The 17,913-nt window shown below is 64.9% G+C and carries 17 protein-coding genes; 10 read left to right on the top strand and 7 right to left on the bottom strand.

What is annotated here, in order from left to right; translation table 11 throughout:
- Positions 1-6: 6 nt before the first annotated feature.
- Complete coding sequence (locus P7A97_RS13250; protein ID WP_277690422.1) at positions 7-1,125, bottom strand: ATP-NAD kinase family protein; 1,119 nt, start codon at positions 1,123-1,125, stop codon at positions 7-9.
- Between the two features lie 115 nt (positions 1,126-1,240).
- Between P7A97_RS13250 and P7A97_RS13245 the strand changes: the two genes are divergently transcribed.
- Entirely contained in the window at positions 1,241-1,414 is a 174-nt protein-coding gene (locus P7A97_RS13245; RefSeq protein ID WP_277690421.1) for a PA1571 family protein, read from the top strand.
- Positions 1,415-1,429: 15 nt separating this feature from the next.
- Here the strand turns inward: P7A97_RS13245 and pdxB are convergent, their stop codons facing one another.
- On the bottom strand, positions 1,430-2,560 hold the full coding sequence (gene pdxB / locus P7A97_RS13240; protein ID WP_277690420.1) for a 4-phosphoerythronate dehydrogenase PdxB: 1,131 nt from the start codon (positions 2,558-2,560) through the stop codon (positions 1,430-1,432).
- A gap of 127 nt (positions 2,561-2,687) precedes the next feature.
- On the opposite strand from pdxB, the gene P7A97_RS13235 reads away from it, so the two are divergent.
- Entirely contained in the window at positions 2,688-4,094 is a 1,407-nt protein-coding gene (locus P7A97_RS13235) for an MATE family efflux transporter (protein ID WP_277690419.1), read from the top strand.
- On the opposite strand, the gene P7A97_RS13230 is transcribed toward P7A97_RS13235, so the two are convergent.
- From P7A97_RS13230 to rlmM, 3 genes are read right to left on the bottom strand one after another with little or no spacing between them, the layout of a single operon-like run.
- A complete protein-coding gene (locus P7A97_RS13230) occupies positions 4,052-4,504 on the bottom strand; it encodes a gamma-glutamylcyclotransferase family protein (protein ID WP_277690418.1) in 453 nt (150 codons plus the stop codon). The genes P7A97_RS13235 and P7A97_RS13230 overlap by 43 nt on opposite strands.
- Complete coding sequence (gene tusA / locus P7A97_RS13225; protein ID WP_277690417.1) at positions 4,504-4,743, bottom strand: sulfurtransferase TusA; 240 nt, start codon at positions 4,741-4,743, stop codon at positions 4,504-4,506. Before tusA ends, P7A97_RS13230 begins: the two co-directional genes overlap by 1 nt.
- Positions 4,744-4,789: 46 nt before the next feature.
- The gene (gene rlmM, locus P7A97_RS13220) at positions 4,790-5,839 is read right to left on the bottom strand and encodes a 23S rRNA (cytidine(2498)-2'-O)-methyltransferase RlmM (protein WP_277690416.1); all 1,050 of its coding nucleotides are present in this window, start codon (positions 5,837-5,839) and stop codon (positions 4,790-4,792) included.
- Between the two features lie 135 nt (positions 5,840-5,974).
- Here rlmM and acnA point away from each other — a divergent pair, with 135 nt between their 5' ends.
- A complete protein-coding gene (gene acnA / locus P7A97_RS13215) occupies positions 5,975-8,716 on the top strand; it encodes an aconitate hydratase AcnA (RefSeq protein ID WP_277690415.1) in 2,742 nt (913 codons plus the stop codon).
- A gap of 141 nt (positions 8,717-8,857) precedes the next feature.
- Here acnA and pyrF read toward each other — a convergent pair whose 3' ends face one another.
- Together pyrF and P7A97_RS13205 are read right to left on the bottom strand one after the other, a co-directional pair.
- Positions 8,858-9,553 (bottom strand): orotidine-5'-phosphate decarboxylase, encoded by a 696-nt coding sequence (gene pyrF / locus P7A97_RS13210; RefSeq protein ID WP_277690414.1) that lies wholly within the window; start codon positions 9,551-9,553, stop codon positions 8,858-8,860.
- Positions 9,554-9,612: 59 nt separating this feature from the next.
- Entirely contained in the window at positions 9,613-10,323 is a 711-nt protein-coding gene (locus tag P7A97_RS13205; RefSeq protein ID WP_277690413.1) for a hypothetical protein, read from the bottom strand.
- 101 nt (positions 10,324-10,424) lie between these two features.
- Here P7A97_RS13205 and P7A97_RS13200 point away from each other — a divergent pair, with 101 nt between their 5' ends.
- The 7 genes from P7A97_RS13200 to P7A97_RS13170 all read left to right on the top strand — a co-directional run bounded on the left by P7A97_RS13200 (position 10,425) and on the right by P7A97_RS13170 (position 17,845).
- Positions 10,425-10,862, top strand: a complete 438-nt coding sequence (locus P7A97_RS13200; protein ID WP_277690412.1) for a thioesterase family protein — start codon at positions 10,425-10,427, stop codon at positions 10,860-10,862.
- A 399-nt stretch (positions 10,863-11,261) separates the two neighbouring features.
- On the top strand, positions 11,262-12,473 hold the full coding sequence (locus P7A97_RS13195; protein WP_277690411.1) for a nitrate/nitrite transporter: 1,212 nt from the start codon (positions 11,262-11,264) through the stop codon (positions 12,471-12,473).
- 188 nt (positions 12,474-12,661) lie between these two features.
- Positions 12,662-14,329 (top strand): bifunctional protein-serine/threonine kinase/phosphatase, encoded by a 1,668-nt coding sequence (locus P7A97_RS13190; RefSeq protein WP_277690410.1) that lies wholly within the window; start codon positions 12,662-12,664, stop codon positions 14,327-14,329.
- Between the two features lie 63 nt (positions 14,330-14,392).
- A complete protein-coding gene (locus P7A97_RS13185; RefSeq protein ID WP_277690409.1) occupies positions 14,393-15,523 on the top strand; it encodes an MlaE family lipid ABC transporter permease subunit in 1,131 nt (376 codons plus the stop codon).
- Positions 15,517-16,302: an ATP-binding cassette domain-containing protein gene (locus P7A97_RS13180; RefSeq protein WP_277690515.1), complete on the top strand. Its 786-nt coding sequence runs from the start codon at positions 15,517-15,519 to the stop codon at positions 16,300-16,302. Before P7A97_RS13185 ends, P7A97_RS13180 begins: the two co-directional genes overlap by 7 nt.
- The gene (locus P7A97_RS13175) at positions 16,302-17,240 is read left to right on the top strand and encodes an MlaD family protein (RefSeq protein ID WP_277690408.1); all 939 of its coding nucleotides are present in this window, start codon (positions 16,302-16,304) and stop codon (positions 17,238-17,240) included. Before P7A97_RS13180 ends, P7A97_RS13175 begins: the two co-directional genes overlap by 1 nt.
- Positions 17,237-17,845: an ABC-type transport auxiliary lipoprotein family protein gene (locus tag P7A97_RS13170; RefSeq protein WP_277690407.1), complete on the top strand. Its 609-nt coding sequence runs from the start codon at positions 17,237-17,239 to the stop codon at positions 17,843-17,845. Before P7A97_RS13175 ends, P7A97_RS13170 begins: the two co-directional genes overlap by 4 nt.
- Positions 17,846-17,913: the final 68 nt, after the last annotated feature.

Here is a 17,913-nt window from a genome sequence, read left to right as displayed (position 1 = left end):
CATCGTTCAGTGATGCCCCACGGGGTAGAGCAGTTCTTCCCGGTAACCAGCCCAGACGCGAATCGCATCGGGGAAGGCTGCATCCAGCGCCGGGTCGCCGCTGTCGACCAACAGTGGCCGGCCTTCCAGCGTACCGAGCTTGCGCTTGGTGGCGACCACCCGCAGTTGCTCCAGGCCGATGCTTCTGAGCACACGAGGGCTGATCTGCTGATTGCCGCGCCCGATGATATGGCCCTGGCCGCCGATGGCGGTCACCAGCAGGCGTGCCGGCTGGCCGTCGATCAGCTCGAACAGTTGGGTTTCGGTGACATCCCGGGCGATCACCTGGCCATTCTCGATCACGTCCACACCCAGCAGCGTGGTTTCCAGGCCCAGGTTCTCGGCCAGCCCGTGCAGTGTGGAACCGGGGCCGAACACGTAGCGCACGCCCTCCTCCCAGCTTTCGGCCAGCCAATCGGCCAGATCCACCAGTACCAGTTCCTCGGATTCCATGCCGCCCTGCTTGACGTGCTGCATGTACTCCCCCTCGACCGGCACGCACAGTTCGCCGTAGTGCTTGGCATTGACCCGCCCCTCGCGCAAGGCCGTCTCGTCGATGTCACGCACCTCGCCGCTGGCAAGACGCACCAGGCCGCCTTCGACCAGGCGCAGGGCCATCAATCCCGCCGCACGCGGGCTGATGGCGTAGACCGCCGAATGAATCTTCACCCCGGCCGGAATACCCAGCACGGGCTGATCCTCGCGCGCCGCCGCGCAAACGTCCCGCGCCGTACCATCACCGCCGGCAAACAGGATCAGCGCGCAGCCGGCTTCCTGCAGCGCTTTAACGGCCTGCTGGGTATCCGCTGCCGTGGTCGGCCTCTCACCCAGACTGCCCAGTACACGATGCGGATAGCCCAGCTCGGCCAGCAGATCGGCGCCCATGGGGCCAGGAAAGGTGACGAACTGCAGGCGCTCGGCCACCGACCGCAAACACTCCAGGGCAATACGCGTGCGCGCCGCGGCGCGTGGCTCGGCGCCCAGAGCCAACGCCTCGGCGGCCACTCCGTCGCTACCCTTGAGCGCCGCCGGTCCGCCGAGTCCGGCCAGCGGGTTGATGATCAGGCCAAGATGGAAAACACTCATAACTACTCCACATCACGGCGCACCGTTCGGTGCCCCGAATAAACCTCTCGCGCCAGCTGTCACGGCGCTTTCATATGCCCTGCCTAGACTGTTTCCACAGCCAGGAGATTCGGCCATGAAAGCGCAGCAACAGCCCCAACAACCTCGCGTCACCCCGTTCAATCCGCAACAGCCCGTCGGTGGTTCGATCATCGATGCCGAAGGCCGGGAAATACCCATCACCGAACAGATGATCCAGCAAGCCTGCCGCGAACTCGACAAAGCCTGGCAAACCCCACGCCACGTCTGACCCGCACTCGACCGACTACAGCAGGCGACAGCCCAACGCCGTGGCCAGCTGTGCCAGGTGCGGGGCTTCGCCACTAAGGATCACTGGCAAGCCCTCGATCTCGCGACGATAGGGATAGTGCTTGCGCAAGGCATCGAAAGCCGCCTTGCGCTGCTTTTCCTCGCCCACCAGGGCACGACGGAAATCCGCATCGTCCCGCCGCGGGTCATAGACTGCCCGGCACAGGCTGGCCAGCGCCCAGTCGATGGCGGCCGACTCGTGCAACTCCAAAGCGCCCAGCCAGGGTGCCGGCAGCAGGTCACTCAACTGCACCGTTTCCTTCAGTCCCATCGCCCGGCAATAGGCCTGGTAGATCTGCGCCGTGCCGCGCAGCTTGCCATCCAGGCTGTAGCCGGCGATATGCGGTGTGGCGATTTGACATAGCGCGGCCAGTGCAGGGTCGGCCAGCGGCTCACCTTCCCACACATCCAGCGCCACCTGCAGATCAGCGCCGCCGTGCAGGTGCGCCTTCAGGGCCTGGTTGTCGATTACCGCGCCGCGGCTGGCATTGATCAGCCAGGCACCAGGCTTGAGCTGCGGCAGCTCGGCCGCTCCGATCAGGTGACGTGTGCTGGCATCCAGCGGCGTATGCAGGCTGATGACATCGCACTCGCGCAGGATGCTCGGCAGGTCGACGAAGTCGCCGCCTTCCGCCGCCTGCCGCGGGGGATCGCATACGCGCACATCCCAGCCCATGCCGCGCAGCACCTCGACCAGGCGTCCGCCCACCTGGCCGGCACCCACCACGCCATAACGCAGCTCGGGTAGTTGGGCGCCGGTTCGTTCGGCCAGCGTCAGCAGGCAGCCCAGCACATAGTCCACCACGCCACGGGCATTGCAGCCGGGAGCGCTGGACCAGGCGATACCGGCTTCGGCGAAGTAATCCAGATCGAGGTGGTCGGTGCCGATAGTGCAGGTGCCGACAAAACGCACCTTGCTGCCTTCCAGCAGCGCCCGGTCGACGCGCGTCACCGAGCGCACCAGCAGCACCTCGGCATCGCCCAGCGCCGTGCGGTCGATCGCCCGCCCGGGGTGGCGCTGAATGGCGCCGAAACCGGCAAAGAATTCGTCGAGCAGCGGGATGTTTTCGTCGGCCACGATCAGCATGGTGCACTCCTGTAAGCTGCGGGCATTCTAGGCCCTTCGGCGCCCCGCGATAAGCGCGCCGTCATGACGCTTTCCTGACCACAGCGTCAGGGCTAGACTAGCGCCCCGCACAAGCCTGGTTCTGTCGATGTCCACCCTCTCCCGCCCCGCCCGCGTGCGCGCTGAATTGAGCGCCCTGTTGAAGCTGGCTCTGCCAATCATCATTGCGCAGCTGGCCAACACCGCCATGGGCTTCGTCGATACCGTGATGGCTGGCCGCGTTGGCGCCCACGACCTGGCCGCCGTAGCCCTGGGCAACTCGCTGTGGATCCCTGTGTTCCTGCTGATGACCGGCATCCTCCTGGCTACCACGGCCAAGGTGGCGCAGCGCTTTGGCGCCGGCAAACAGGAAGAAACTGGCCCGCTGGTACGCCAGGCCTTGTGGCTGGGTCTGTTCGTCGGCTGCAGTTGCGCGGTGCTGCTATGGAATGCCACGCCAGTACTGCAGGTGATGAAAGTCGACCCAACGCTGATCGAGCCAGCCATGGGTTACCTGCGCGGCGTGGCCTGTGGCTTCCCGGCCGTGGCCCTGTACTACGTGCTGCGCTGCTTCAGCGATGGCCTGGGCCACACCCGACCGAGCATGGTGCTGAGCCTGCTCGGCCTGCTGCTGAACATCCCGCTCAACTACGTGCTGATCTACGGCAAGCTGGGCCTGCCAGCCCTGGGTGGTGTCGGTTGCGGCTGGGCCACGGGCATCGTCATGTGGTGCATGTTGCTGGGCATGCTGGCCTGGGTCAGCTGGGCGCCGTACTACAAGCCGAGTCAACTGTTTGCCCGTTTCGAGCGGCCGCAGTGGACGGTGATTCGTCGCCTGCTGTCGATCGGCGTGCCCATTGGCGTGGCGGTCTTCGCCGAGTCAAGCATCTTCGCCGTGATCGCCCTACTGATCGGCGGCCTTGGTGCCAACGTCGTGGCCGGCCACCAGATCGCCCTGAATTTCAGTTCGATGATCTTCATGATCCCCTACTCGCTGGGCATGGCCGCCACCGTGCGGGTAGGCCAATCACTGGGGCGCAGCGCCCCCCGGGATGCGCGCTTCGCTGCCGGCGTGGCGATGGGTACGGCGCTGGCCTATGCCTGCCTGTCCGCCAGTCTGGCCTTGCTGCTGCGCGAGCAGATTGCAGCGATCTACACCCCCGACCCGACGGTGATCGCCATCGCCGCCTCACTGATCGTCTACTCGGCGCTGTTCCAGTTCTCCGACGCCGTGCAGGTCACCGCCGCCGGCGCCTTACGCGGTTATCAGGACACCCGCGTGACCATGCTGTTCACCCTGCTTGCCTACTGGGGCATCGGCCTGCCGATCGGCTATGGGTTGGGCCTGGCCGACTGGTTCGGCGAGCCCTCGGGGCCGCAAGGACTCTGGCAGGGCTTGGTGGTGGGGCTGACCTGCGCGGCAGTGCTGCTGGGGATTCGCCTGGCACGCAGTGCGCGGCGGCATATCCGCAATCAGTCCGCCAGGGCCGACGTGGCCGCGAGCGCCGCCCAGTAATCGGCAGACAACCACTCGCGCCCGGCCAGCAGGTGACTCAGGTAGCTGACGCTGGGCGACAGCCCTTCCTGACGCCAGGCAGGGTTCGCGACATACAACCAGGCGGCGATAGTACCCTGCGCAGTTTCAACCCACATGCGCTCACGGCTGTAGTAGATCGGCGTGCCTTCAAAGGGGTCCATCTTGAGGATCTCATCGCCGCTCGTCAGGCGATACAGCACACCCTCGACAACGCCTCCCGGCTGATGGCGGATGTTGGCGTAAGCCCGCCCCGGATGATCATGGGCTCGCTTGTTGAAGCACAAGGCATAGCCCGGCAGCCTTGCAGCCATGGCCTCCTCAACCCGTAATCCGCGCGCCTGCATGCGCAGCGGATTCATGTTGGAGCCATAGGCAAAGTAGTACGACATCAGTCTGCCTTCTTGCGTATCCAGTACAGGTAGCTGCCGCTTTCCTCGCCCTGCTCCAGCAGCTCGTGGCCGAGGAACATGCAGAACTTGGGAATGTCACGCTTGGTCGAGGGGTCGGTAGCGATCACCTTGAGCAGGCCGCCGGCCGGCAGGTCGCGCACCTTGTTGTGCAGCATCATCACCGGCTCGGGGCAGTTGAGGCCGGTGGCGTCGAGAATGGCGTCGGGTTGCAGGGACATGGACTACTCCGTAAATCAGGCGGCTATTGTGGCGTAAACGGTGGACTCATAGCCGGCGCAGATGACAGGTGACCTCTTCGCGGTCGTGATACAGCTGCTTGCAGGCAATGGAGACTCTCAGACGCTCGGCCTTGAAGGCCTCATCCAGGCGCTGCAGCAGCTTGCGCACTTCGGCATAGCGCTGCTTCATCGGCAGCTTGAGGTTGACGACCGCCTCGCGGCAGTGACCGCCGCTGATCCATTCCTCGACCATGGCCGCCGTGCGCGCCGGCTTCTCGACGATGTCGCAGACCATCCAGTCCACCGGCTGTTTCGGCTTCCAGGTGAAGCCGTCGACCATCAGATGAGTGACCAGACCGGTATCCATCAGGCTCTGCGCCATCGGTCCGTTGTCGATTGCCGTCACCAGCATGCCGCGACGCACCAGCTGATAGGTCCAGCCGCCGGGGGCCGCGCCCAGGTCAACACCGGTCATATCCTCGGACAGACGTGTGTCCCACTGCTCGCGGGGGATGAAGGTATGCCAGGCCTCTTCCAGCTTGAGCGTGGAGCGGCTGGGCGCTTCACGCGGGAACTTCAGGCGCGGAATGCCCATGGGCCACAGCGCCGAATTGCTCGTTTCGGCGATACCGAGAAATACCTCGCGGCCGCTCTTGAAGGTCAGCAGCAAACGCGGCTTGCTGGGGTCTTCGACCAGACGCCCAGCCTTCTCCAGCGCTTTGCGCAGGGGAGCCTCGAACTTCTTGCAGAAATTGGACAGCTCCTTGCCCTCGTTGGTATCGAACACTTCCAACCACAGGCTACCGCACTGGGGGTAATCGGCCAGGGCCTGCAGCAGCACGCTGATGCGGTCGGTTTCCGGCAGGGCCAGATAGTCGCCACGGGCCCACTGGCGGGGGAATATCAGCTGATTGAAGCGCGCCCCCTGCATCAGGCGCTCGGCACCACCGGTCTCACTGCAGACGAACTCGGCATGGGCACCGCCGGCCTTGCCCTTGGCGTAGCCTGCCACGCCCAGGTTGGCGGCCAGCTCAGACAGTTCGGCGCAGACCTCTCCCTCGAAACCAGGGCGGCAGTGCAGTAGCAAGGTATTCATCAGGGCTCTCCTCAAGGCCGCGCATGATAGCCGAGTCGGGAACCCGAAGCGCACCTGCCCTGTCCAGTGAAGTGGCGAGAGCTGACCTACGGGTCTAGTTTCTCAGTGCTCTGGCCCAATGAGCAGGAGACTCAGATGCCTTCTTTGGATAGCTTAAATTGCCGCCGCGAGCTGCAGATCGCCGGCAAGACCTACCATTACTACAGCCTGCAACATGCCGCCGAAAACCTTGGCGACATCAGCCATTTGCCCAAGTCGCTCAAGGTGCTGCTGGAGAACCTGCTGCGCTTCGAAGACAACGCCACGGTCAGCGCCTACGACATCAAGGCCATGATCGACTGGCTGAAAGATCGCTCCAGCGATCACGAGATCCAGTTCCGCCCGGCACGGGTACTGATGCAGGACTTCACTGGCGTGCCGGCAGTCGTCGATCTGGCAGCCATGCGCGCCGCCATGGCCGCAGCTGGCGGTGACGCCCAGCGCATCAACCCGCTGTCGCCGGTCGACCTGGTGATCGACCACTCCGTGATGGTCGACAAGTACGCCTCGCCGTCCGCCTTCGAACAGAACGTCGACATCGAAATGCAGCGCAACGGCGAGCGCTACGCCTTCCTGCGCTGGGGCCAGAGCGCCTTCGACAACTTCCGCGTGGTGCCGCCGGGCACCGGCATCTGCCACCAGGTCAACCTGGAATACCTGGCCCGCAGCGTGTGGACCAAGGAGGAAGATGGCGCCACCTTCGCCTTCCCCGACACCCTGGTCGGCACTGACTCGCACACCACCATGATCAACGGCCTCGGCGTACTGGGTTGGGGCGTGGGCGGCATCGAGGCGGAGGCCGCCATGCTCGGCCAGCCGGTGTCGATGCTGATTCCCGAGGTGATCGGCTTCAAGCTCAGCGGCAAGCTCAAGCAAGGCATCACCGCCACCGACCTGGTGCTGACGGTGACGCAGATGCTGCGCAAGAAGGGCGTGGTGGGCAAATTCGTCGAATTCTACGGCGATGGCCTGGCCGACCTGCCCCTGGCCGACCGCGCCACCATCGCCAACATGGCCCCGGAATACGGCGCCACCTGCGGCTTCTTCCCGGTCGATGACATCACCCTGGGCTACCTGCGCCTGTCCGGGCGCCCGGAAGACAGCGTGCAGTTGGTGGAGGCCTACTGCAAAACCCAGGGTCTGTGGCGCGAGCCGGGTGACGAGCCATTATTCACCGACAGCCTGAGCCTCGACCTGGGCGATGTGGAAGCCAGCCTGGCCGGCCCCAAACGTCCACAGGATCGAGTAGCCCTGAGCCAGGTCAGCCAAGCCTTCGACGACTTCGTCGGCCTGCAGCTCAAACCGTCCGCCAAGGAAGAAGGTCGCCTGCTCAGCGAGGGTGGTGGCGGCACCGCTGTCGGCAGCGAGACACTGGTGGGCGAAGCCGAGTATGAGCACGAGGGCCAGCGCTATTGCCTGAAGAATGGCGCCGTAGTGATCGCCGCCATTACCTCCTGCACCAACACCTCCAACCCCAGCGTAATGATGGCTGCCGGCCTGCTGGCCAAGAAGGCCGTGGAAAAGGGGCTGCAGCGCAAACCCTGGGTGAAGAGCTCGCTGGCGCCCGGCTCCAAGGTGGTCACCGAATACTTTGCCGCTGCCGGGCTGACCCGTTACCTGGACGAACTGGGCTTCGATCTGGTCGGCTATGGCTGCACCACCTGCATCGGCAACTCCGGGCCGCTGCTCGACCCCATCGAGGCAGCCATTCAGTCTGCCGATCTCACCGTAGCCTCGGTGCTGTCCGGCAACCGCAACTTCGAAGGTCGCGTCCACCCTCTGGTGAAAACCAACTGGCTGGCTTCGCCACCACTGGTGGTGGCCTATGCCCTGGCCGGCAGCGTGCGAACCGACCTGGCCAATGAACCACTGGGCACGGGCAAGGACGGTCAATCGGTCTACCTCAAGGACATCTGGCCCAGCCAGGCGGAAATCGCAGAAGCCATCACCAAGGTCGATACCGCCATGTTCCGCAAGGAGTACGCCGAGGTGTTCGCCGGTGACGCCCAGTGGCAGGCCATCGCCGTGCCGCAGGCAGCCACCTACCAGTGGCAGGCGGATTCCACCTATATCCAGCATCCGCCCTTCTTTGAGGGCATTGCCGGCGAGCCACCGCAGATCGCTGATATCCAGGGCGCCCGCATCCTCGCTCTGCTGGGTGATTCGGTAACCACCGATCACATTTCACCCGCCGGCAATATCAAAAAGGACAGCCCTGCCGGCCGCTACCTGAGCGAGCACGGCGTGGCGCCGGTGGACTTCAACTCCTACGGTTCGCGCCGCGGTAACCATGAAGTGATGATGCGCGGCACCTTCGCCAATATCCGCATCAAGAACGAAATGCTCGACGGCGAGGAAGGCGGCAACACCCTGCACCAGCCCAGTGGCGAAAAGCTGGCGATCTACGATGCAGCCATGCGCTACCAGCAGGATGGCGTACCGCTGGTGATTTTCGCCGGCAAGGAGTACGGCACCGGCTCATCCCGCGACTGGGCCGCCAAGGGCACCAACCTGCTGGGTGTGAAAGCGGTAATCGCCGAGAGCTTCGAGCGCATCCACCGCTCCAACCTCGTGGGCATGGGCGTGCTGCCGCTGCAGTTCGCGAGTGGGCAGACGCGTCAGAGCCTGGGCCTGACGGGGCGGGAAAAAGTCACCATTGCCGGTCTGGACGAAGCAAGCCTGCGTCCCCAGATGAGCCTGAAGCTGAACATTCAGCGCGAAGACGGCAGCCAGGAAGAAGCCGAAGTGCTGTGCCGCATCGACACGCAGAATGAGGTGGAGTACTTCAAGGCCGGCGGCATCCTGCACTACGTATTGCGGCAGATGCTCAAGGAATAGAAACCGAGGTGCGCCTTGGGCGGGCGCTGGACGTAGGCTGGGTAGAGTGCAGCGAAACCCAGCAACTCCCCTACGGTAACGTTGCCGGGTTTCGGCGCCAAAGCGCCTCGCCTACGCGACCCGCTCCAGCCTACGTCAGGTTCAGGCCAGTTCGGCGACGACGGCTGCCAGGGCCTGGGCCGGGTCGGCAGCCTGGCTGATCGGGCGACCGATCACCAGGAAGTCGGAGCCGGCCTTGATCGCATCGGCCGGGGTCAGGATGCGGCGCTGGTCGTCGGCAGCGCTGCCGGCCGGGCGGATGCCCGGAGTCACCAGCTGCAGGGCCGGCTGCGCGGCTTTCAGCGCCGGGGCCTCCTGGGCCGAGCAAACCAGACCGTCCATACCCGCCTGTGCGGCCAATCCGGCCAGGCGCAGCACCTGCTCCTGCGGGGCGATATCCAGGCCGATGCCGGCCAGATCGCTCTGCTCCATGCTAGTCAGCACGGTCACACCAATCAGCAGCGGCTTGGCGCCGGAGAGCTTGTCCAGCTCCTCGCGGCAGGCCGCCATCATGCGCAGGCCGCCGGAGCAGTGCACGTTGACCATCCACACGCCCAACTCGGCTGCGGCCTTGACTGCCATCGCCGTGGTGTTGGGGATGTCGTGGAATTTCAAGTCGAGGAACACCTCGAAGCCCTTGGCCTGCAGGGTTTCCACCACGGTCGGGCCGCTACGGGTGAACAGCTCCTTGCCCACCTTGACCCGGCACAGCTTCGGGTCGAGACGATCCGCCAGCGCCAGGGCGGCGTCACGGGAAGGAAAGTCGAGGGCAACGATGATGGGGCTCTGGCAGGACATGGCGGGCTCACAGGCAGGTCGAAAACGCCGCGCATTGTAGCGGAAGCGGCGAGCGCTGGTCAGAGCACCTTGTCCAGCGCCAGCGCGGTCATGAAGCCGGATAGAGTGATCAGCCCTGTCAACGCATGGGTTTCGGCGAAGGCCTCGGGAATCATGCTGTCGACCAACATGCACAGCACAGCGCCTGCGGAAAAGCCCAGCACGAAGGCCAGCCAACTGTCGGGCAAGCCGGCGAACAGCCCTGGCCCGGCCATTGCCGCCAGCCCCGACAGCGCCACGATGACCGCCCACAAGCCGAAGACCCAGGCCTTGCTGCGCCCTTCCTCTCGCAAGCTGGCGGCGCTGGCCAGACCTTCCGGCAGATTGGAAAGAAAGATCGCCACCAGCATCACCAGGCTTACCGAGCCGCCATCGAGCAAGCCCAAACCCAAGCCCAGCGACTCGGGAATACCGTCGAGAAACGCCCCGGCGGCGATCAGCAGGCCCAGCAATGCGCCCTGCCCGCCACCTTGCAGGCCATCCAGCCAGCGACTGGCCAGCACGAACAACACGCCACCACAGAACATCCCCGCCAAAGTCGGCAGATGGCCGCCCAGGCGCAGCGCATCCGGCAACTGCTCGAAACAGACCGCGGCGATCAGCACCCCGCTGCCATAGGCCATCACGGAGGCCACCACCTTGCGCGACAGCCTGGCGTACATGCCGATCATCGCCCCCAGCAACAGGCTGCTGGCCGCCAGCCAGCCCCACAGCCCGGCCTGCACTGTCATCCCCCACTCCATGCACACTCCTTATTCAGCAGCGCAATGCTGCTTCCGTAACCGAGCCCCCAGGGTAGACTGGGCCCCCGCGTTTTCATCAGGCAGCAGTAATGGCCCGTCTCCAACTCGACTTCTCGCAACAAGAGTTCTGCTACAGCACCCACATGACTGTACGCAGCACCGATATCAACGCCAGTAACCACCTGGGCAACGACGCCATGATCTCGATGATCTCCGAGGCCCGGGCACGCTTCCTCTATGACTTCGGCATCCGCGAAGCGGATCAGCAGCACGGCATCATCGTCACCGACCTGGCCACCATGTACCGAGCCGAGTCGCATTCGCGCGACCAACTGCTGTTCGAAGTCGGGGTGATGGACTTCAACCGCTATGGTGGCGACATCATCTTCCGCATCACCCGCCCGGCCGACAGCACGCTGATCGCCCTGGCCAAGTCCGGTTTTGTCTTTTTCGACTACATCGCCGGCAAGGTAACCCAGATGCCAGATAGCTTCCGCGACAAGTTCCCCGAGGTGAACTGGCTGTAAATCGCCTCAATAAAGTGCGCAGACGGCAGTGATCGCACCATTGCGAAACAGACTACCACCCTCACCTGCCCTCATCCCGGCCATTTCCTTGCCCCCTGCATGCTGGCCCAAGTATTGCTTTGCTAGTGACATCGGCATCCAACGGCGGCTGCCCCACATACGACAAAGGCGTCGCGACACCCTCAGGGTGGCGCGGCGCTTTTTGCGTTTCGGCCCCAGCGATCGGGGCGGGTGGACGAGCCGTGATCCGGGCGTCGACCAGGACTCTCTTCATAACGATTGTGGCTTCGGCCACTCGGTTGCGGCCACAAGCCGAAACCACCCCGGCAGGCGGCCGGCGACGTGCCCACGAACGCGGCGCCGTCCGTCCACCGGGACTCTTTCCTGACGAGGTGTTGGATGAATACAAGTTTCTGGAAAGCCGGCCATGCACCGACGCTGTTCGCCGCCTTTCTCTATTTCGACCTGAGTTTCATGGTCTGGTACGTACTCGGCCCGCTGGGCGTGCAGATCGCCACCGACCTGGGGCTGAGTACCCAGCAACGCGCCATGATGGTCGCGACGCCCATCCTGGCCGGCGCCGTGCTGCGCCTGTTCATGGGTGCCCTGGCGGATCGCACATCGCCCAAGACCGCCGGCCTGCTAGGCCAGATCATTGTCATCGTAGCCTTGGCCATCGCCTGGCTGCTCGGCATTCATACCTATACGCAAGCCTTGCTGCTCGGCCTGTTCCTCGGTTTTGCCGGTGCTTCCTTCGCCGTGGCTCTGCCACTGGCGTCGCAGTGGTATCCGCCGCAGCACCAGGGCAAGGCCATGGGCATCGCCGGCGCCGGCAACTCCGGCACCGTGCTGGCCGCACTGTTCGCGCCGGCACTGGCCGCACTGTTCGGCTGGGGCAACGTGTTCGGCCTGGCACTGATCCCGCTGGTGCTGACCCTGATCATTTTCGCCAGCGTGGCCAAGAACGCCCCCGAGCGCCCGGCGCCCAAGTCGATGGCTGACTATTTCAAAGCCCTGGGTGATCGCGACAGCTGGTGGTTCATGTTCTTCTACAGCATCACTTTTGGCGGCTTCCTCGGCCTGGCCAGCACCCTGCCCGGCTACTTCCACGACCAGTACGGCTTCGATCCGGTCAAGGCCGGCCTTTACACCGCCGCCTGCGTGTTTGCCGGCAGCATGATGCGCCCGCTCGGCGGTGCCCTGGCCGACCGCATCGGCGGCATCCGCTCGCTACTGATGATGTACACCTGTGCCTCCATCTGCATCGCCGCCGTGGGCTTCAACCTGCCCAGCGCCTATGCCGCCCTGGCCCTGTTCGTCGCCGCCATGCTCAGCCTGGGCGCCGGCAACGGCGCGGTATTCCAGCTGGTACCGCAGCGTTTCCGTAAAGAGATCGGCGTGATGACCGGTCTGGTCGGCATGGCGGGAGGCATCGGCGGTTTCTGCCTGACGGCCGGCCTGGGTGCGATCAAGCAGGCCACCGGCGACTATCAGATCGGCCTCTGGCTGTTCGCCAGCCTCGGTGTGTTGGCCTGGGTCGGTCTGCACGGGGTCAAGCTGCGCTGGCGCACTACCTGGGGTAGCGCCGCCATCACGGCAGCTCGCGTATAACCTGCTGCAGGCGCCGCTCATGCTGGCGGCGCCTGCTCAGGTCGGTTGCGACAAAGGCTGCGCCGGGCAAGGCTCATCGCACTGGTCAGGTAGCAACGCTCCTTGGGCACCCACGGCCCGGCCTTTGTCTCAACCGACTTAACTTGCTTCGGGCGCCGATGGGCGCCTTTCGCCTATCGAGAAGCCTTATGGCCCTGCAACTGAGTTTTGGCGAAGCCTCCGCCACCGGCCCACGCGCGGAAAACCAGGATGCCGTTCGCGTTGTCACGCCGGCGCCGGGCCTGGCCGCCAGCAAGGGTTTCCTGCTGGCCCTGGCCGATGGCGTCAGTCAATGTGCCGACGGTGGCCTGGCCGCGCGCGCCACCCTGCAGGCGCTGGCCCTGGACTACTATGCCACCCCGGAAACCTGGGCCGTGGCGCAATCGCTCGACCGCCTGCTGGTAGCCCACAATCGCTGGTTGCAGGCCAATGGTGGCGGCCAGCCGTTGCTCACCACCCTCTCCGCCCTGGTGCTGCGCGGGCGCCGCTTCACCCTCGCGCACGTGGGTGACTGCCGCGTGTACCGCTGGTACGACGGGCAACTGGAACGACTCAGCGAAGACCATGTCTGGGAGCAGCCCGGTATGCAGCACGTGCTCAAGCGTGCCATGGGCCTGGATCAGCACCTGGTGGTCGATTACCTGGAGGGCGAGCTGCGCCAAGGCGAGCGCTATCTGCTGGTCAGCGATGGTGTGTGGTCGGTACTCGGTGACAGCACCATCCGTAACCTGCTCAGCGACGAAGCGGAGCCCAACGCCGCGTGCCGCGCGCTGGTCGGAGCCGCCCATCTGGCCGGCAGCCAGGATAATGCCAGCGCTGTACTGGTCAGCGTCGAGAACCTGCCCGACAACAACCTGGCCGATACCCTTGCTCAGCTCAGCCACTGGCCACTGCCGCCACGCCTGCGCGAGGGCCAGGACTTCGAAGGCTGGCAAGTCGAGCGCCTGCTGGCCGAGTCGCGCCAGTCGCTGGTGTACCGGGTGCGTGATACGCAATCGCGCCGCTGGATACTCAAGACCCTGCCGGAAACTCGCCGTGACGAAGAGCAGGCCGGCCCCGCGCTGCTGCTGGAAGAGTGGTTCCTGCGTCGTGTGGCCGGCCGCCACTTCCCCGAACTGCACCCGCTGCCGCAGCGTCAGCACCTGTACTACGTGCAGCGCGAGTACGCCGGACAGACGCTGGAGGAACACCTGCGCCTGAGCGGCCAGCTGGGTCTGACGGAATGGCTGGACCTCGCCCCGCGCCTGCTCAAGGCCGTGGGTATGTTGCACCGGCGCAATATCCTGCACCGCGACATCAAGCCGGAAAACCTGTTGTGGGGCGACGACGGCGAACTGCGCCTGCTTGACTTCGGCCTGGCCTACTGTCCCGGTTTGTCGCGCGATGAACAGCACAGCCTGCCCGGCACGCCCAGCTATATTGCCCCCGAGGCCTTTGCCGGCGCCGAACCGGAGCAAAGGCAGGATCTGTATGCCGCTGGCGTCACCTTGTATCGCCTGCTCACCGGCCACTATCCCTACGGCGAGATCGAAGCCTTCCAGCACCCGCGTTTCGGCAAGGTCACACCGCCCAGCCGCTATCGCCCTGACTTGCCCGCCTGGCTCGATGAGTGCCTGCTGCGCGCCGTGGCCAGCAACCCGCAGGAGCGTTTCGAAACCGCCGAAGAATGGCTGCTGCAACTCGAACAGGGGGAGCGCGCGGCCCTGGCCAGTCGCCCGCGCCCGCTGCTGGAACGCGAGCCACTGAAGGTTTGGCGCGGAGTTGCGCTGGCTTCGCTCCTGCTCAACCTGATGTTATTGGTGCTGATGCTCGGCTGAGACTTGCGTTACAGAGGCTTTTCGCCCAGTTTTATCCGAGCCCAAGCCCACAGCAGGACGCCCATGTCGGAAGCTGGCAGCATCATCCAGAGCAGCAGTGAAAAGCCCGCCCGCCTGCAACTGAGAGGGGACTGGACGCTTCAGCACTACGCCCATCTCCAAGCCCAACTGACCCGTCAGCCCGGCTCAGCCGACGGATACTCGCTGGACCTCAGCCAACTGGGGCGCCTGGACACCGCTGGCGCCGCACTGCTCGGCCGCTGGATCGGCCACGAGCGCCTGCAACAACTGACCCACAGCCAGGATCTACCCGCCGAACGTCTGGCGCTTCTGCGCACCGTCGCCGAAGCCCTGCCGCACATCCCCGCCAACGCCCGCCCAGCCAAACACGCTGCCGCGCTGGAGTTGCTGGAAAAAATCGGCGGCGCCGTCGAAGGCTACTGGAAACAACTGCGCGCCCTGCTCGGCTTCATCGGGCTGGCGCTGGAAAGCCTGTTTCTCTGCCTGTTCCAACCTCGTCGCTGGCGTATCACCTCGCTGGCGGCCCATGTCGAGCAGACCGGCCTGAATGCCATCCCCATCATCGTGCTGCTGACCTTCATGGTTGGCGCCGTCGTCGCCTTCCTCGGTGCCACGGTGCTCGCCAACTTCGGCGCCACGATCTACACCGTCCATCTGGTGGCCTTCTCCTTTTTGCGTGAGTTCGGCGTACTGCTCACCGCCATTCTCATGGCCGGCCGCACGGCCAGCGCCTTCACCGCACAGATCGGCTCGATGAAGGCCAATGAAGAGATCGATGCCATCCGCGTGCTCGGCCTCAATCCGATAGAGCTTCTGGTACTGCCACGCATCCTGGCTATGATGATCAGCCTGCCGATCCTCACCTTTATCGCCATGTTGTCCGGCATCCTCGGTGGCGCCATGGTCAGTACCCTGCTGCTGGATATTTCTCCTACCCTGTTTCTCGGCATTTTGCAGACGGATGTCGCCGTCAAACACTTCTACATCGGCCTGGCCAAAGCGCCCTTCTTCGCCTTCATCATCGCCATCATCGGCTGCCTGGAGGGCTTCAAATCCGGCGGTAGCGCCAAATCGGTCGGCGACCACACCACCTCCGCCGTGGTGCAGTCGATCTTCATGGTCATCCTGCTCGACGCAGTCGCCGCTATGTTCTTCATGGAGATGGGCTGGTGAACAACGACGCCCTGGTACAGGTTCGCGGCCTGCGCAATCAGTTCGGCACGCAAGTGGTGCATCAGGATCTCGACCTGGACATCCGCCGCGGCGAAGTGCTCGGCGTGGTCGGCGGCTCCGGCACCGGCAAATCGGTATTGCTGCGCAGTATCGTCGGCCTGCTGAGGCCGGCTGCCGGCAAGATTCAGGTATTCGGGGAAAGTCTGCTGGAAGCACCACCCAAACGCCGCTCCGAGCTGGAGCGACGCTTTGGCGTGCTGTTCCAGCGCGGCGCCCTGTTTTCCTCGCTGACCGTGGTCGAGAACATCGCCCTGCCGCTGATCGAGCATGCCGGTCTGCCGCGCCCCGAGGCCGAACGCCTGGCCAGGGTCAAGGTGGGCCTGGCGGGCCTGCCGGCCGATGCGGGCGACAAGTATCCGGACTCGCTGTCCGGTGGCATGGTCAAGCGCGCCGCGCTGGCCAGGGCCATCGCCCTGGACCCGGAAATCCTCTTTCTCGACGAACCCACGGCGGGCCTCGACCCGATTGGTGCCGCGGCCTTCGACCAGCTGATCCTGACCCTGCGCGATGCCTTGGGCCTGAGCGTATTTCTGGTCACCCACGACCTCGACACGCTCTATACCATCTGCGATCGCGTGGCCGTGCTGTCGCAGAAGCGCGTACTGGTCGCAGGTCCGCTGGCAGAAGTCGAAGCCACCGACGACGCCTGGATTCGCGATTACTTTCACGGCCCACGAGGCCGAGCAGCGCAACGCGCTGCCAACCAGGAGTGCCGCTGATGGAAACCCGTGCCCATCACATTCTCATCGGGCTGTTCACCGTGATTGCCGTCGGCAGTGCCCTGCTCTTCGCCCTGTGGTTGGGTAAATCCCAGGTGGACCGTGAGTTCAAACTGTACGACGTGATCTTCAACGAGCCGGTCAGCGGCCTGTCCGTGGGCAGCCCCGTGCAATACAGCGGTATTGCCGTGGGCGACGTCACCGACCTGAGCCTGGATCCGCAGGACCCACGCCGGGTCAGGGCGCGTATTCGGGTGGCCGGTGCTACCCCGATCAAACAGGACACCCATGTCCGCCTGGCGCTGACCAGCATCACCGGCAGCGCCGCCATCCAGCTCTACGGCGGAACCCCGGACAGCCCGCCACTGCTCTCCAACAATGACCAGCCCACCCGGATCACCGCCGAGCCTTCACCTCTGGCTCGTCTGCTCGATAACGGCGAGGATCTGGTCAGTAACATCAACAAGCTGCTGCTCAATGCCAACCGCATGTTCTCCGACGAAAACATCGAACGCATGGGGCAAACCATGGCGCACCTGGAGCAGATGACCGGCAGTGTGGCCGAGCGTCGTGACGAGATCCGTGAGGCCCTGAGCAACCTGGCTGCCGCCAGCCGGCTAGCCAATGACATGCTGACCCAGGGCGCCAGCACCCTGCGCAATGCCAACAGCCTGGTCGATCAGCAAGGCCGCAGCGCCATGAACTCGGCGGCCAGGGCCATGGCCAGCCTGGAAGACAGCAGCCGCGATATTGAACAGCTCATCGAGCGTAACCAGGATGCCCTCAGCGGCGGCATGCAGGGCCTGGCTGAGCTCGGCCCGGCCATTGGTGAGCTGCGCAGCACCCTCGCGGCGCTGCGGCAGATGACCCGGCAACTCTCCGAAAACCCCGGCGCCTTGCTGCTGGATCACCAACAGAACAAGGAATTTCAGCCATGATCCCATTGCCGTTGCGTCACAGCTGCCTGGTCGCCCTGCTGCTGCTTGCTGGCTGCTCGGTGCTGCCCAAGGCCGAACCGGTGCAGACCTACCTGCTCCCCAGCTCGCAGATCAAGGCCAGCAACCAGAGCCTGAGCACATCGCTCAGCATCAGCCGGCCGCAGGCCAGCCTGACGCTCGACAGCACCCGCATCGCGGTCGTGCCGCAGGGCAGTGAAATCACCAACTACCAAGGCGCGCGCTGGAGCGACCCAGCCCCGGCCCTGCTGCGCGACCAGCTGCTGGAAGCCTTCCAGAACGACGGCCGCTTTGCCGCGCTGAGCAGCGACATGCAGCACCTGCACAGCGATTACAAGCTGATCGGCAACCTGCTGGCCTTCCAGAGCGAGTACCAGGATGGGCGCCCCGAGGCCAGCATCCGCTTCGATGCCCGCCTGGTACGCAGCCGGGATCAGAGCGTGCTGGCCAGCCGCAGCTTCGTCATACGCCAGCCCACTCAGGATGCTCAGGTGCCCGCCGTAGTACAGGCTTTCGGGCAGGCCAGCGACCGGCTGGCCGAGCAGTTGCTTGAATGGACGACGAGCCAGATTCGCAAGGCGCCCTGAGCCATTTCGCACCACGACGAGGCGACCCGGCCTCAATCGAGTGCACCCGTACCCGCAGCACCGCCCTG

Source organism: Pseudomonas sp. GOM6 (assembly GCF_029537485.1).
Taxonomy (GTDB): Bacteria; Pseudomonadota; Gammaproteobacteria; order Pseudomonadales; family Pseudomonadaceae; genus Aquipseudomonas.
The sequence above is the reverse complement of the archived record's forward strand: the minus strand, read 5'-3'. Positions and strand labels throughout refer to the sequence as shown.